Source organism: Embleya sp. NPDC001921 (assembly GCF_053594475.1).
This window is the reverse complement of sequence record NZ_JBSFEO010000069.1, coordinates 1-15449: the sequence shown is the minus strand read 5'-3', so window position 1 is coordinate 15449 and position 15449 is coordinate 1. Positions and strand designations below refer to the sequence as shown.

Annotated in this window: 13 protein-coding genes and 2 pseudogenes; 8 read left to right on the top strand and 7 right to left on the bottom strand. The window is 70.1% G+C overall.

Annotated elements, in window-relative coordinates; genetic code table 11:
- Positions 1-280: 280 nt before the first annotated feature.
- Positions 281-1237 carry a helix-turn-helix domain-containing protein gene (locus tag ACWCPW_RS46760; RefSeq protein ID WP_449767736.1) on the bottom strand — a complete coding sequence of 319 codons (957 nt, stop codon included), beginning with the start codon at positions 1235-1237 and terminating at the stop codon, positions 281-283.
- A 121-nt stretch (positions 1238-1358) separates the two neighbouring features.
- On the opposite strand from ACWCPW_RS46760, the gene ACWCPW_RS46755 reads away from it, so the two are divergent.
- The 3 genes from ACWCPW_RS46755 to ACWCPW_RS46745 all read left to right on the top strand — a co-directional run bounded on the left by ACWCPW_RS46755 (position 1359) and on the right by ACWCPW_RS46745 (position 5469).
- Positions 1359-3158 (top strand): S8 family serine peptidase, encoded by a 1800-nt coding sequence (locus ACWCPW_RS46755; protein ID WP_449767735.1) that lies wholly within the window; start codon positions 1359-1361, stop codon positions 3156-3158.
- A 374-nt stretch (positions 3159-3532) separates the two neighbouring features.
- Complete coding sequence (locus ACWCPW_RS46750; protein ID WP_449767734.1) at positions 3533-4438, top strand: asparaginase; 906 nt, start codon at positions 3533-3535, stop codon at positions 4436-4438.
- A 347-nt stretch (positions 4439-4785) separates the two neighbouring features.
- A complete protein-coding gene (locus ACWCPW_RS46745; RefSeq protein ID WP_449767733.1) occupies positions 4786-5469 on the top strand; it encodes a phosphotransferase in 684 nt (227 codons plus the stop codon).
- A gap of 73 nt (positions 5470-5542) precedes the next feature.
- Here ACWCPW_RS46745 and ACWCPW_RS46740 read toward each other — a convergent pair whose 3' ends face one another.
- Positions 5543-5776, bottom strand: coding sequence for a dsRBD fold-containing protein (locus ACWCPW_RS46740; RefSeq protein ID WP_449767732.1), 234 nt, complete (start codon positions 5774-5776; stop codon positions 5543-5545).
- 617 nt (positions 5777-6393) lie between these two features.
- Entirely contained in the window at positions 6394-7320 is a 927-nt protein-coding gene (locus tag ACWCPW_RS46735; RefSeq protein ID WP_449767760.1) for a LysR family transcriptional regulator, read from the bottom strand.
- Positions 7321-7730: 410 nt separating this feature from the next.
- On the opposite strand from ACWCPW_RS46735, the gene ACWCPW_RS46730 reads away from it, so the two are divergent.
- From ACWCPW_RS46730 to ACWCPW_RS46710, 5 genes are all read left to right on the top strand, one after another.
- Positions 7731-8522, top strand: a complete 792-nt coding sequence (locus ACWCPW_RS46730) for a hypothetical protein (protein WP_449767731.1) — start codon at positions 7731-7733, stop codon at positions 8520-8522.
- Between the two features lie 371 nt (positions 8523-8893).
- Complete coding sequence (locus tag ACWCPW_RS46725) at positions 8894-9391, top strand: SRPBCC family protein (RefSeq protein WP_449767730.1); 498 nt, start codon at positions 8894-8896, stop codon at positions 9389-9391.
- Between the two features lie 220 nt (positions 9392-9611).
- A complete protein-coding gene (locus ACWCPW_RS46720) occupies positions 9612-9965 on the top strand; it encodes a VOC family protein (RefSeq protein WP_449767729.1) in 354 nt (117 codons plus the stop codon).
- A gap of 493 nt (positions 9966-10458) precedes the next feature.
- On the top strand, positions 10459-12279 hold the full coding sequence (locus tag ACWCPW_RS46715; protein WP_449767728.1) for a glycosyl hydrolase family 28-related protein: 1821 nt from the start codon (positions 10459-10461) through the stop codon (positions 12277-12279).
- 837 nt (positions 12280-13116) lie between these two features.
- Positions 13117-13617: a hypothetical protein gene (locus ACWCPW_RS46710; protein ID WP_449767727.1), complete on the top strand. Its 501-nt coding sequence runs from the start codon at positions 13117-13119 to the stop codon at positions 13615-13617.
- Between the two features lie 465 nt (positions 13618-14082).
- Here the strand turns inward: ACWCPW_RS46710 and ACWCPW_RS46705 are convergent, their stop codons facing one another.
- The 4 genes and pseudogenes from ACWCPW_RS46705 to ACWCPW_RS46690 all read right to left on the bottom strand — a co-directional run.
- A complete protein-coding gene (locus ACWCPW_RS46705) occupies positions 14083-14697 on the bottom strand; it encodes a hypothetical protein (RefSeq protein ID WP_449767726.1) in 615 nt (204 codons plus the stop codon).
- A 265-nt stretch (positions 14698-14962) separates the two neighbouring features.
- The gene (locus ACWCPW_RS46700) at positions 14963-15100 is read right to left on the bottom strand and encodes a hypothetical protein (RefSeq protein WP_449767725.1); all 138 of its coding nucleotides are present in this window, start codon (positions 15098-15100) and stop codon (positions 14963-14965) included.
- A gap of 41 nt (positions 15101-15141) precedes the next feature.
- Positions 15142-15294 (bottom strand): annotated as a pseudogene (locus ACWCPW_RS46695) (restriction endonuclease); the annotation flags it as partial.
- Positions 15295-15329: 35 nt separating this feature from the next.
- A pseudogene (locus ACWCPW_RS46690) lies at positions 15330-15449 on the bottom strand (IS5/IS1182 family transposase); the annotation flags it as partial.

Below are 15449 nucleotides of genomic sequence, written 5' to 3'. Positions count from 1 at the left end.
CTGGAGAGGTCGACGGTTGGCGGCCTTGCCGACCGCCGCTGGGAGAAGTGGAATTCCACCGCACCTCGCCACCGGTGGCTTCCTGTTCTCTCAACGTCGGGACCGGCAGAGCGTCGCGGCACGAAGCCCTCCGGCCGACGCCTGTGCAGCTTCCTTTGCCGACGGCCCACCAGGAGCGTCGAGCAGGGCGGCCACACGATCAGACCTGGAACTCCGTGGCCTGACCGCCGTAGTACGTCGCCGGTCACTCCGGAAAGTGTGTGGCTGCCGGCTGCCGGGTTCAGCCGAGGTAGCCCTTGAGGCCGGCTTGGAGGCCGGCCTGGAAGCGTGTGCGGGCGCCGAGGGTGTCCATGACGCGGCGCATGTGGCGTTCGATGGTGCGTTTGTTCAGGCCGGTCCGGCGGGCTGTCACCTCGTCCGTACAGCCGGCGGCGGCGTAGCCGAGCAGGAGGGTGTCGAAGGCGCTCAGTGCGCTCTGTGGTGTCGTCGGGCCCGCGGACCACAGGGGTGTGGCGGTCTGCCACAAGAGCTCGAAAAGGGTGATGAGGCCGTCCAGCAGGGGGGAGGGCCCCAGGACGACGGTGTGGCGTTCCCCGGAGAGCGCGATGGGGACCAGGCCGCTGGTGCCGTCCGCGATGAGGGCCTTCATCGGCAGGTCGTTCGTGGTGCGGGCCTGTTCGCCGGCATGCGCCAGTGCCCGGATTGCTTCGACCTGTGCGGGGTCGGTCAGTGATTCGCTGTCGTAGAGGGTGCGGTAGCGAACTCCGGCGGCGAGTCGTTCGAGTTGGAGTTCGGTCTGGCGGGTGACGCCCTGTGCGACGTAGGGGGGTTTGTCGAAGGTGAGGATTTCCCGGCGTGCCGTGCGCTGGGTGTGCAGGAACCGCGCCACGTTGTCCTGGTTGCCGCGGACGATTTGTACGGCGGGTTCGCGGCCTCGGCCGGTTTCCCACAGTTCGTTGAGGTTGACGGCGTCCAGGCGGGAGTGTTCCAGGCGTTCGTGTTGGCGGGCGGCGAGGACGTCGACGGCCAGTCCCGGCGGGGCGGGCCGAAAGCGGATCGGTCTGCCGGGGGCGCGGGAGACCAGGCCGGCGTCTTCGAGGATCTTCAACTGGCGGCGCAGTCGTTGGGGCGGCGTGGCGAGGGCCTCGGCGAGTTCGGCGAGCGTGAGGTCGGGACGGCCGAGGAGCTCGCGGTACAGCTCCTCGTCGGCAGCGGATATTCCGAAGGGTTCGAGCACGATCCGGTTCCTTCCGTTCACAGGGGTGTCGGATTGCCGACAGCGACGGTAAACCGGCGGTTCACATTCCGCCAAGTGCCTCTAGATTTCCCGGCGTTGACATCCACTTCCGGGAGGAACGATGAGACGAACCGCCATGGTCGCCGGCACGGCGCTTGTGGTCGCAGGACTCGGCGCCGGCATACCGGCCGCCGCTCAGCAGGCCACCGGCACCGAGCCCACCGCAGGGTACGTCGTGGTTCTCAAGGGCGATTCCCCGGTGGACCCGTCGGTGGTGGCCGGCCGACTGGATCGAGGCTCCGCACCCGGTGTCGTCTTCCGCTCGGCCCTTCGGGGCTTCTCGGCCGAACTGACTCCGGGCGCCGTCTCCGCATTGCGCGCCAACCCGGACGTCGCCTACGTCCAGCCCGAGGGCCGGGCCCGCATGGACGGTCAGGAGGTCCCCAACGGCGTCCGGCGCGTGTTCGCCCCGGGCAATGCCGTCCTGAAGGTCGGGGACGGTGTGGACCAGCGCGCGGACGTGGACGTGGCGATCCTGGACACCGGGACCGACCAGAACCACCCCGATCTGAACGTCGCCCGCCGGATCAACTGCATGGGCGGCTCGGGGTGCAAGGAGAATTCGGGGTACGACGACAACGGCCACGGCAGCAACGTCGGAGGCATCGTCGGCGGCCTGGACAACGGCATCGGCTACGTGGGAGTGGCTCCCGGCGCCCGACTGTGGTCGGTGAAGGTCCTGGACAAGGAGGGCAGCGGCAGCACCTCCGAGATCGTCGCCGGCATCGACTACGTGACCGCCCACGCCGACGAGATCGAGGTGGCCAACCTCAGCCTGGGATTCGACGGTGAACAGCCCGCCGTGCGCGAGGCCGTCAACCGGGCCATCGCCAAGGGCGTGGTCGTCGTGGTGTCGGCCGGCAACGACCACCGCGACGTCGCCGCGCAGTCCCCGGCCAACATCCCCGACGCCGTCACCGTCTCCTCGCTGTCCGACGCGGACGGCAGGACCGGCAGCCTGGGCAACTTCGCCTGGTGCAACTCCAAGAACACCAACAAGGACGACACCCTGTCGAACTACAGCAACTTCGGTCGCGGGGTCGACATCGCGGCGCCCGGGGACTGCATCCGCTCCGCCTACAAGAACGGCGCGTACTCGAACTACAGCGGCACCTCCCAGGCCGCCCCGCACGTCGCGGGCGCCGCGGCCTGGCTCGCCCTGGCCGGGAACAAACCGCGCAACCGAACCGACGTGCTCGCCCTGCGCGACACCCTGGTCGACGCCGGCAACCTGGACTGGACCGACACCTCCGGCGACGGCGCGAAGGAACGCCTGCTCGACCTGCACGATGCGGCGATCTTCACCGGGGGCGCGAACGGCACTCCCCGCGCCGGCTTCGCCTCCTCCTGCGACGGAGCGACCAAGACCTGCACCTTCGACGCGTCCGCGTCCCAGGGCGCCTCGCTCACCTACGCCTGGGACTTCGGTGACAACAGCACCGGCACCGGCCGCACCCCGAGCCACACCTACCGCGCCCACGGCCAGTACACGGTGACGCTGACCGTCACCGACGGCTCCGGCCGCACCGGTTCCAACCATGCCACCGTTTCGGTGACCGACCCCGCCCGGAACGACAAGCCCGACGCCGACTTCCAGGGCTTTTGCACCGTCGGCGGGAGCTGCCACGCCGACGGAAGCGACTCCTTCGACCCGGACGGCTACATCACCGCGTACGCCTGGAACTTCGGCGACGGCACGCCCGTGGTGACCGGGGAGAAGCCCTCCCACACCTACCCGGCCAAGACCGCCACGTACACCGCGACCCTGACCGTCACCGACAACAAGGGCGCGACGAACTCGGAGAGCCGCACCGTCACCTGCACCAAGGGCCCCTGGCTGACCTCGTGCTCCATGAGCTAGAACCGCCGAAGCCGGGATCGGCGACCGGCGACGCCGAGTTGGTGCGTCGGTAGGCCCCCGGAACCCCAGGACCGGCCCGGTCCGGGCTCTACCCCGATGGAGCCCGGGCCGGGCCGCCCACGGCACCGGCCGCCCGGCATTCGCTCCCGAACGGAACGAAGAAGACGGCCGCCCCACACCCGGGCGCGCCGGGGGCACCGACGCGCCCCTCCTCGAACGCGACATCGTGCGGTCGGCCCGAGGCACACCGCAGTCGCCTCCGCGACCGGCCACCGTACAAGGACCCGCACAAACCGCCATTCCTTGAAAGCCACGCAGCACAACCCGTCAACCGCATCCGGCCCTCCCGGGCCCGACCAACCTACGGAGGACCCGTGACTCGGGCCGACCGCTCCGGCGACGAGGCCGCGTTCGCCCACAGACCGCTGGTCGGCGTGTGGCGGAACGGCTTCCTGGAATCGATCCATCACGGCACGGCCGTACTGACCGGTGCCGACGGCTCGGTGGTCGAGGGACACGGCGCCGTGGACGCGCCGATGTTCCCGCGTTCGGTCAACAAGCCGTTCCAGGCGCTCGCGATGCTGCGGGCGGGACTGGACCTGGACGGAGAACTCCTCGCCCTCGCCTGCGCGAGCCACTCCGGCGAGGCGTTCCACCTGGAGGGTGCCCGGAGGATCCTGGCCCGTGCGGGGTTGACGGCGAGCGCGTTGCGGTGCGTGGCGGACCTGCCCCTGGGCGCGGCGCAGCGCGACGCGTGGCCGGCGGCGGGCAGGGGCCCGGAGCGGATCGCGATGAACTGCTCGGGCAAGCACGCCGCGATGCTGCTCACCTGCGTGCGCAACGGCTGGTCGACCGAGGACTACCTGGCGCCGGAGCATGCGCTGCAGCGGGCCGTGCGCCGGGCGGTCGAGGACGTCGCCGGCGAGCCGGTCGCGGCGGTCGGCGTGGACGGGTGCGGGGCGCCGCTGTTCGCGATCTCGCTCGCCGGTCTGGCGCGGTCCTTCGGCCATTTCGCGGGAGCGTCCGAGGGAACCCTCGAGCGGCGGATCGCGGACGCGATGCGCGCGCACTCGGAGTGGGTCGCGGGTACCGGTCGCGATGTGACGGATCTGAGGCGGGCGATCCCGGGCCTGCTCGCCAAGGACGGCGCTTGGAGACCTCGCTCGCGTCGTACCGCGTCCGCGGGTTGCGTCCGGACCGCGAGCCTTACAAGCCCTCCACCCACAACGACCCCACCTTCTGGATCCCTCGCGGCCGCGGCTACCCCCGGGCGTTCGTGATCGTGTCGAACACCGGGAGTCAGGAGAGCCACTCGGTGATGTACTTCGCCCGGGAATCCCCCCAGGCGCCGTGGAAGGCGATCGTGTCGGCCCGGGTACGCGTCGGGCGATCCACCGGCCACGGCGACCGCGGACCCCGCGCGGGACACGCTCCCGAAACTCGAGCCGGTGGCCCGTGACGCCGATGGAGGAGCGTTGCTCGCGGATCCCGGCGACCCGGCACGCTCCACGTGCGCGCGGTACGCGTGGACTCGGTGGTCTCGATACTCGATCGGGCTGCCCATGTCCGGACGGTACGGTACCCCTCGAACGATCCGCGGCTCGCCGAGTTCGGGATGACAACCTCCTTGTTCAGTCAACTGCGTGACGACGCCAGGGCGTTCACGAGGCGCAGACCGGGGATTCTGCACAATGACCTCCATTACGGCAATGTGCTTGTGCAGTTCGACTCCGCGGGTGTTCGCCCGACGGGCATCAAACTGCTGGACTTCCAGGGCTTGAGCGAGGGTGATCCAATCCAGGATCTGGCTCTTGCGGCAGTGAAATTCGGCTGCACGCCGAGCGGGATGCGAAGTCTGTCGGTCGCTTGGAAGGCCGAAGTCGGGAAATCCGGATCCGCCGATGTCGACCGGGACTTGCCCATCGCCATGGCGGCGTACGGAGCTTCCCAGGCGTCGGTGGTGATTCCGAATGCCGACCACGCCGTGCGGGGAACCGCCGTCCACCATCGAGCGTCGCTCGACCAGGTCATCGCCCGAAGTACCAGCAGACTGAAGCCTCTGATCGGTGCGGTTCTCACCTACGCCGGCGAAACCGCGGACGTCGGGCGCTGGGTCCAGCACCGCTTGGAACGCGCGATTCCACCCAACGCCGCCTTCATCGCTGTCACCGGGATGCAGCCCGCCGTGCAGACTCGGCAGCAGCGTCGTCAAACGCCCGTCCAAGGCCCCGCGTCGATGCCGCCTCATGTGACCGAGATGAAGCGGGACAGCGAGAAGTCATCAGGCGTGCGGCGCTCACGCGAAGCGTGAACACCTGCCTACCTGCCGGTGGAACTTCGCCCCGCCGTGGGCGCGGCGCGGCGGGCCCCTCGGGAGATCCGGTTCACCGCGCGGGGTCGACCCAACTCGCCGCCGGCTGCCCCGCCGTGGACGTTCCGATGACCGCCTCGATGTCCTCGGCAGCCGCATGGAGCAGTTGATGGGCGAGGTCCGACAGGGCCCGTGCCGCGACGAGTTCGTCGCCGATCTCCGGGACATCCGGTCGGCGGGGTGTTTGCGGGCGGCGCCACGGCCCCCAGTCCGGTGGTGTCGTCGGTGCGCAGCCGCGCCTCCGCATGCGTCATTGCCGTTCCACCACCGTCGGGATCGTCGGCGGCCTTCTCGCTCAGGTAGATGTCCACGGTCCAGTGCTTCGTGGTGGCCATGACGTCCGCCTCCGTCCAGATCGGCAGATCACTTCAGAGTCCACCGCGCCGGTGTGGGCTGCCGCCGCTCGGCGGTACGCCGAGCCGCCGATTCCCTCGGACGGTCGGGATTGGAATCCGGATGGTGGGGCAGGTCTGCGGGCGCACAACGGGCAGGCCACAGCCGGAGTCGAGGATCACCGTCCGCCCTGTGGCACGCTTTCGGCCGTCGGAATCCCGGGATCCGGCACCGATATCGCGCCGAAGGGCACCCGCGACCCTCCCGTCCACCGAAGAGGTAGATCATGCTTCGCCCTCGTGGACCCTGTGTGCGGTGGCGCGTGCCACGGCAGACCGGTGCCTCGCAGCGGGCACGAAACGCGGGCCGAGCACGCTCGCCGGCTGGGGCTGGGACGAGGACCGTGTCGCGGCGGTCGTCCTGGTCGCCTCGGAACTGCCGACCAACGCGCACCTGGCACACCGACGGAAAGGTACGACTGGCCCTGCGCCGGACCCGACGCGGCGTACGGCCGTCCGTCACCGACACCGATCAGGCCGGTGCTCCCGGGCCGGTACGCGTCGGCCAGGCCGCAGCCGAGAACTCGGCGGCGGCCTGGCCCCGCGCTTTGTCGATGTCGGCGGACCACGCTGCGACCAGCGACATGTCCGGCAGACCGGTCACCGGCACGACGGACACTCCCGGACGGGGGTACAACGCGTCGACACCCACGAAGGTGAGATGCCCGACGTCCCCGCCCGCGACCGTCCACATCGCTTCCTCCACGGTTCTGCCGAGGACTCTGCGCAACGACATCGGTCTGCCGCCGGGCGTCGTTCTGGGAGTCCAGGCACGCGAGAGGCCTTCGGGAACCTCCACAAAGGCCAGGATCTCGTGGTCCGGCAACTCCTCGATGTCGACGCTTGCCCGACCTGCGAGCGGGTGCGTGTCGGCGACGGCGACCGCCCGCGGCGCGCGGTCGATGACCGAACCGAAACGGACGCCCTGGATGCCGAGTGTCCTGGGTTCGACCCCGGGCAGCCAGGTCACGAAGACGTCCACCGGCCACGTCTTGTGCAGCCAGGCGAGCATCTCGGCGCTCGGGAACGCGTAGCGAGCGACGCGCCATCGAGGGGATTCGGCCTCGAACGCCTTCACCTGACGCGCCGAGAACGCCTCCGACACCGTCGTCGCGAAACCGACACGGAGCAGCGACACGTTCGCGGGCGGGTCCTCGCCCACACCGGTGATGGCACGCGCCATCCACGCGTGCGCGGGGCACAACTCCGCGAAGAGCCGGCGCCCCGCGTCCGTGAGCCGTACGTCCCGACTGCTGCGGTCGAACAGAACAGCGTCCAGGCGCTCTTCGAGCGCACGCACCAGACGGCTGACCCTCGTGGTGGACAGCCGCAGACGATCCCCCGCGCGGCCGAAGTGCAGTTCTCGTGCCACCGCCAGGAACGCCTCGACCTCACGCATGTCGATCACTGACCCCACCCCGGATTCCCCTGGACTCCCGATACACGAACCTCAACACCGGAAGTGGCCCAGGTATTCGTTCGGCCACGAAGTGCGGCACGAGGCGCGGCACGAGGTTGTCGCCGGAGGTTGTTGCGGGACAACACGACCGTGTTGCGACTGGATGTTGATCACAGGAATCCGGGTGTCCAGACTGGGGGCGGTACTCGGATCGGCGGGACGACGTCACCCGCCTTCCCGCGAGCGCTCCGCCGACCCCGCCAGGGCCCGGAGTTCGGCGCTCGGCCGAACAACCCCGACTCCGCCGGTCCGGCGCGACCGCGGCGCTTCCGGATTACGCCGGGAACCACGCGCTCGGCCCGCACTGACCGAGCCGCCCGTCCTCACTCGTCACAGCAAGGATCGACTCGATGCGTTCTGCTCGCGCGCGCTACGCCGCTGCGATGTCCGTTTTGCCGCTGGTGTTCCTGGCGACTTCCTGCGACCTCGACTTCGGCGGCAAGAAGGACAAGAGGGACCACAAGAGCCAGTCCGCAGGTGGCTCCGGGGCGGCCTCGTCGGGCGGCGCGGGAAGCGGCGCCTCGGGATCCACGGGTGGGGCGTCCGCCCCGGTCAAGGTCCTGACCGCCGACCAGCTCAAGGCTGCCCTTCTCGCGCCGGCCGACCTGCCCAACGGCTGGTCGACCAAGGTCGGTTCGCCGTCGGCTCCCGGCAAGCTCAAGGCGGAACCGGCCGCGTGCCAAGCCATCGTCGACCTTCTCTCCGGCGACCCGGACGCCAAGCCCGTGGCGACCGGCGACGCCATCCTCGGCAACACCGCGGCGCCGGCAACGAAGTACAACCAGGCGATCGAGCAGTACAGCGGCGTCGCGGAGAAGCTGATCGCCGACGTCACCAAGGCGACCGAGAAGGGTTCGCCGTGCCACGAGGTCACCGCGAAGTCCGGAAAGATCGCCGTGGTCTACACGACGACGCGCTCCGACAAGGCGCCCAAGCTCGGCGACGCCACGATCTACCTGGACGTGAAGCTGTCGAGCCCGGGCAAGCCGGATGACTTCGAGACGGTCCGCGTCCACGTCGTCCGGTCCGGCGACCTGCTCGTTCAGTTCGCCGGCGTCGCGAAGGGCGGCACCCCGGACTGGCTGCCCGACGCGATCGTCAAGTCCCAGGTGGACAAGGTCCTGGCCGCGCAGACGAAGTGAGACCAACGAGGTTTACGGTTGCGGTCGTTGGTGGCGGGCCTCCCGGCCTTCGGGCCCACCCCGGCGGCCACGACTCCGTCACTTGCTCCAAAGCCGCTCCGGGGTTGGCGCCGGGGCGAGCGGGTGGATCCGGCGTGGCATCGCGGACGGGCCCGGCGAACCCGAACCCAGCGCCTGGCACGACGCGAGCCCCTGTGACGCGTACCGTGCGGCGACGGTTGTCGAGAGCTCCGGACCGCGGGTGGCCGCCGACGCGAGCCCGGGGTTCCCCGGCTCACGTCCGGAAACGACGTGCCCGTCGAGGAAACCGCCGACCTCCTCGACGAGCTTGGCGACCCGCGCCGCCATGGTCCCGGGCCACCACCTTTCGGATGAACCGGACGCCCCAGGCCGCCTTCGGGGCCATCACCAACGTCCGCGGCTGGTGGTCACAAGAGGTCGAGGGCGTCACGGACCGGGTCGGCGGCGAGTTCGAGCACCGCTACAAGGACATCCATCACTGCACGGTCCGCGTCACCGAACTCGTGCCCGCCCGGAAGGTCACGTGGCTCATCGTGGACAACTTATTCGACTTCATCGAAGACCAGTCGGAATGGAAGGACACCGAGGTCGTCTTCGAGATCTTCGAAAACGACGGCGGCGCCGAGGTCCGCTTCACCCACGCGGGCCTGATTCCGGGCCTCGAGTGCTACGACGTGTGCTCCAGCGCGTGGGTCGGGTACCTGGGCGGCAGCCTGCGGAACCTGATCATCACGGGCGAGGGGCTCCCCATCCGAGGGGAGACGGGACGCTCCGGCCCACCAGGACGCCGCCGGCGCAAAGCGCGCCGAGCACTCACCTGGGCCACCCGCCCGGCCGGCGTCGCATGAGGACCCGACCGGCGGCCCCGCCACATCTCCCGCACCCCGCCCGCCTGGCGTCCACCGCCGAGCCTTCGCGGACGGCGCCCGGATGAGCACGCGGGCAGGCGACCGGGCGACTTGGCAACACCCTCCGCGTTCGGACCCGGCTCGGTCCTCGGTACCGGCAGCCTGTTCGGCGCACAACGAAGCGCTACGACCACTCGCGCACAACGCAAGGAAATCCGAAATGACGACACCGAAGCTCGGCAGCATCCTTCTTGGCACCACCCGGCCCGCGGAACTGCGTGACTGGTACCGCAGGGCGCTCGCACCGGGATACGAGGGCCAAGGGCCCATCGATCTCGGCGGCTTCCTGCTGGTCATCGAGCATCGCGACGACGTCGACCCGAAGAACGACCAGCCGGGCCGAATGATCCTCAACTTCCACGTGGACGACTTCGACGCCGTCGAGACCCAGCTGCGGGCGGCCGGTGTGGACTGGCTCACGCCCGTCGCCGATCGCCCATCCGGCCGCTTCGGGACGTTCGAAGACCCTGACGGGAACTACCTCCAGATCATCCAGTTCAAGCAGGACGCGTAACTGCGGGAGCCGGCCCGCGAAACGTGCCGATCGGCATCCATCGTGCGCCCACCGGCACGCGACATCCCAGACTCGAGCACCCGAATATGTTGGGGTTGTCGTTGGAGACCCTCCGCCGGGATTGGCCCTGGACGACCCCGAGGACGATCAGCAGTGGGGAAACCCTTCTCGACGTCATCGACGTGCCGCGGTCGGCGGCGTGGACGGTCTCGGGGAGCAAGCCGTTGCGCTCGATGGCGTCCGCGACGAATTCCCGTGCGCGTTCGGCCGATTCGGCCCTCTCGACGGTGTTCCGCCGCCGCCCCGCGCGCCCTCGACATCCTATGTCCGCAGCAGTTCCTCCGGGACGGCGGCCGGGGCGGCGGAAGTTCGTCGCGGGCGGTGCCGTACCCGTGCCGGAGGCGGTGTCGATCGAACCCGCGCGTTCGCGAGGGCACGCGCTTAGGCTGTCCCGGCACCATCCGATCATGGTCGAAGAGGCGGGTAGATTTTCATGGGGGACATCCAACGCCACGGGCTTGCCCGGCGTGCGGCGCTGACCGGCGCGTTCGTCGGACTGACCGGTGGCGGCCTGCTCGCGGCGCCCGGAGCGGCCGAGGCCGCCACCGGCAGCGGCGGCGGCGACTGGCACGACATCAAGTCCTACGGCGCGGTCGGCAACGGCGTCCACGACGACGCCGAGGCTATACAGACCGCGCTCGACACGGCCGGGCCGGGCGGTGTCGTCTACGTCCCGCGCGGTTGGTTCGCGGTGTCCAGGCCGCTCGTAATCCCTCCCGCCGTCACCCTGCTCGGCTCGCACGGCAACCGCGTCACCGGCAACACCTACGTCACGCCGGTCGCCGGGATCACCGCCACGGCCGGTTTCGCCGGCGCCGCGCTCCTGACCATGGTGGACAAGGAAGTCGGCGGATACCCCCTGGACAACGGCGGCCAGCGGATCACCAACCTCTGCCTGGAGGGTGGCAAACTCGCCGCCGGCGCCCCGCCCGTCGACGGCATCCGCGCCACCGGCCGCGTGCACGACGTCATCATCGACACCGTCTCGATCCAGAACCTCACCGGCAACGGCATCACCGGCATCGGCCACACCCGACAGGACGGCAGTTCGCCCAAGCCGTTCTCGTGGTGCGTGCACAACACCATCGTCAACGCCGCCCGCGGCAACGGATTCCACTTCGTCGGCAGCACCGACACCACCCTCGTCAACTGTCAGGCACTCGGCGTCCAAGGAGACGGCTTCGTCCTGGACGGCATGCCCAACAGCAACCTGACCTCCTGCCGCGCGGAGTGGTCCGCCGCCAACGGCTTCCACGTGACCGGCGGTTGGTCCAAGTGGCAGGGCTCCGGAGGCCTGGTCATGACCGGCTGCACCACCGACCGCAACAGCCGCAACGGCGTCCTGATCGACGCCACCGGCAACGGCCCGATACTGATCACCGGCCTGATGCTGCGCCGCGACGGCCGCAACGGCTACCCCGGCAACGGCGGTGGCGGCTACGCCGGTCTGGCCACCAACGGCACGACCATGCCGGTCGTACTCTCCGGCGTCACCTGCTACCCGGGCGTCGGCGACGACGGCCACGGCGTCAACTCCCCCGACTTCGGCGTCAGCCTCACCGCCAGCACGTTCGTCTCCGTCGACGGCGGCTACCTGCACGCCGCGATCGAGGGCCTGCACGACGGCGGCGGCAATACCGTGCTGTTGCGCGGCTACGGCATCGGCACCGCGGTCGGCACCACCAACGAACCCACCCGCGACGTCACCAACGACTGGGCCATGCACGTCTCCTACGACGCGGCCGACCGGACCGCGGTCGACATCGCGAACACCAGGACCAACAACAACGCGCCGGTGATCCGCTACAGCGCGAGCACACACTCGGACCGCTTCCTCACCAGCGCCGTCACCGGCGAAACGGCCGGCCGCTTCAACGTCCAGGCGAACGGCCTGCACGAATGGGGTTCCGGCGCCGCCGCCCGGGACGTCACCCTCTCCCGCAGCGCCGCGAACACGCTCTCCCTCGGCACGGCCGACCTGCGCATCGCCACCGCAGGCCGAGGCCTGCGGGTCGCCGAGGGCGGCAACGCCGCCAAGATGGGCACGGTCGTACTCGGCCCCGGAGGCACCGCCGTGGTGGCAACCACCTCGATCACCGCCGCCTCCCGCGTCTTCCTGACGATCAACACCCCCGCGGGTACGCCCGGCGCCGTCCACGTGGCGGCCCGTACCGCCGGCACCTCGTTCACCGTCACCTCCACCAACACAGCGGACCGCTCCACCGTCGCCTACCTGATCGTCGAGCCGGCCTGAGCCGCGGGGCTCGGCCGAGGGCGCCGTCGGCAACCGGTGCGGAGTCTGCGGCCGGGCCCCGGGAACCGACGTGAGCGGCCCCGTGGCGCCGGGCGGTTCCGCGGTCCGGTTGGGGGCGCACCCGGAGCGGCGGATTCCCGTGCTTGCAGCGGGAGTTCGACCTTGAAGGAGCGATGTCACGGGTCGGCCGCGATCGGGGAGTGGTTCGGACTCGTCGGCGCAGGGCGGGCCGTGGTGGCCACAGGCTTGGTGTCCTCAGGGTGAGGGGGACGGATGCGGGACGCCGTGATCGCTTGTGGATGTGCCGACTTCGGGCGGATACCCGGGGCCGTCGCCCACCGTGGACAAATGTTCCGGCGTGGGTCGGCTTCGCGGCCGTGGCCCTGCTCGCCGTGCTCGCGGCCGGGATCGCAGCGATCGCGACAGGCGACCTGGGACCAAGACTGCCGGGCCGCCTGCGCGGCGCCGTCGAGGACCACGCCTGCGGGGGCGAACCCTCGACCACGATGTCGGCGCCCCCGAAACCCACCTGTCCTTCTTCACCTCCTCGACACGCTCCACCGCGCCGCCCGAGACCACACCGAAACGGTCGTCGACGGCCACACCGTCAACCTCCGCACCCTCACCCGCACCCCGGAGGACCACCACACCATCCGCACCCTCGTATGGGCCGCCCTGCTCGCCGACGGCATCCGCGCACTCGTCACCGCCGGACGCTGGCACGACGCAGCCCGACACGCCGCCACCCACCGCGGCGTCGGCACCCGACTGCTCGACGGCCGACAGATCACCATCCTTGCCCTGGCCCACACCGGACACCCCCACCAGGCCACCGACATGGTGGAACGAAGCACCGTCGCCGAGCCCTGGGAACACGCGGTCCCAAGCCTCCTACGCGCAATGTGCCGACAAGCCGCCGCAGACGAGACCGCAGCGGATGTCACCACGATGCTCGCCGCCGTACGCACGCTGCTTGAGCAGCAACGCGACCCTTCCACAACAGTCTTCCGAACGCGCGTCGCACTCACCGCGATCTTCCTCGCCGGCACGCACGAACGTCACCCCCAACTACCCCATCTGCGCGCACACGTGATCGCCACCGCATCGAGAGACGCCTACGCAGCCCGGGAGATGCTCGCGCACCCGCTCCTGCGCCGGACAATGACCCACGACCGACACCGAATCCTTACGGAGACGATCCACACCTCGGGACTCGACACGAAAGCAATCCCCGAGCCTATGCACCGCGACCTCACCGGGGCACTGTCGTCGGCAGAACGCCGCATGCGCGCGCTCCTCGCCGACAACAGCACATCGAGGCAACCACATCGAACGTAGGTAGTTCGCGCTCGGCGGAGGAGCTGGTCCGCTCGCCCCATGAACTCGTCACACCCGTCCCACGTCGCAACTCCGCGGGGGCGAGGTCGCGACGGTCACCGCCTCGTCCGCGCCCACCGCGTCGTCCGCGCCCGACTGACGTTCCGACAGACGGGCACGGACGTCGTCATCACCACGACCCTCCCCCGACACGACACCTCGGTCACGCTGCTACCCCGCATCGGAACAGACGTGTCCGTCGACACCATCATGGGCGTCCTCTTCGGACAGCCGAAGAGTCGACCTCTTCGGCGTATCACGGATGTGGAGATCGCGCCCGGCAGCATCAACAACGTCCGCCGGAAGCCAAGTCGGCTCGCCGAACGGTGATCCCGGCCGAGACCGAGCAGGCTGTTCGTCCGGGCGCGACCGGCAACCCCCGTGCGGGCTCCGGGCGTCAGGTCGCGCGTTGCCTCGGGCACAGACTTAATACGGCTCGAACTGGAACTGCACAGGCGGGGCCATGTCGCCGAAGGCGCGACTGAACGTGTGAGGCGACCGGTCCAGTTCCGCGAGCACCCGCGCTGCCGTGTCGTTGCCGGCGAGATCGGGCGCCAGCGCCGCGCAGGCCCGAACGCCTTCGTACAGATCGGTGAGCCAGGGGCGCGTGTCGCCGTCGAGGTGGCCGATGGCGATCACGATCGTCGCCAGGTCGCACGGGGAATCGGCGGCCCTGGCCGTCAACGTCTCCAGCAACTCCGGACGTTGCGCGGAGGCGGCCGGATGCCGCGCCAGTGACCCGACCGCCGCGGCGGCGCAGGTCCTGCGTTGGGTGTGTTCCGACGCGAGGTGGGGCAGTGCGCGCCGCAGGAGCTCGGGAGCCGCGTCGAAGCAGGCGAGCGCCGCCAGGTCGAGGACGAGTTCACCCAGCTCCGTGCCGTCCTGCCACTTCCGGGTCCTGCCGTCTGCACCGGTCGTCGACACGTACTCGGCGGACCAGGCCCGCAGCTCCGGTGCGCGGCCCTCGACCCGGGCACGGATGTCCGCGGGCCGGTCGCCGAGGTCGGCGGCGACGCCGATCGCGTACAGATAGGCGAGCATGGCACCCGGCTGGGCCCCTGTTCCTCGTGCGGACAGCCGACCCGCAGCCCCCGACCATCCTCTCCGGCAATAGCGGTCCCGTCTTGCTCACGCCTGCACAACGACCGCGGTGAGCCGACCGATCAGCCCGAGCCCGGTGCCGGTGCGGGAATCGACCACCGGCGGCCGGTCGCGGCACCACCCGACCAGACGAACTGCTCCCCGGCGGTGATCGTGGCACCATCGCGCTCCCGCCCGCACGGAACCGCTGCGGCGCCAGCCGCGGCTACCGATACACGTCGATGAGGGCGTACAGGTGTGTGCCGTGCGCCCACTCCCCCAACTCGGCGCGGCCGACAAGGTGGATGCCATGGTCCGCGGCGAATTCCGCCGCCGGGGCGGTGAAGCCGTTGAGCCCGACCATGATCGCGACGTCGGCGCCGTGCTGGGGCCGGCCGTCCCGTTGAACGCATGGACGTCTTTGGCGACAACCGGTCTCGCAAGCTGTTTGCACTGCATCACGACGACGCGACCCAACCGGTCCTCGGCCAGGACGTCGGCCCCCTTGTCGCCGGGACCACCCACGCGACGCACCGCCCGGAAACTGTCACGCCTCAGAGGGCATTCGATCTAGATGAAATAACCTTTATGTCCTAGTAGGTTCCTCGCCAGGTGGGTGTGGTCTCGCCCGTTATGCGTTTGGTGAGGTTGTCGATGGAGGCGATGTGGATCATGGCTTCGGAACTGGCGGGCAGGGTCTCGTAGTCGCGGGT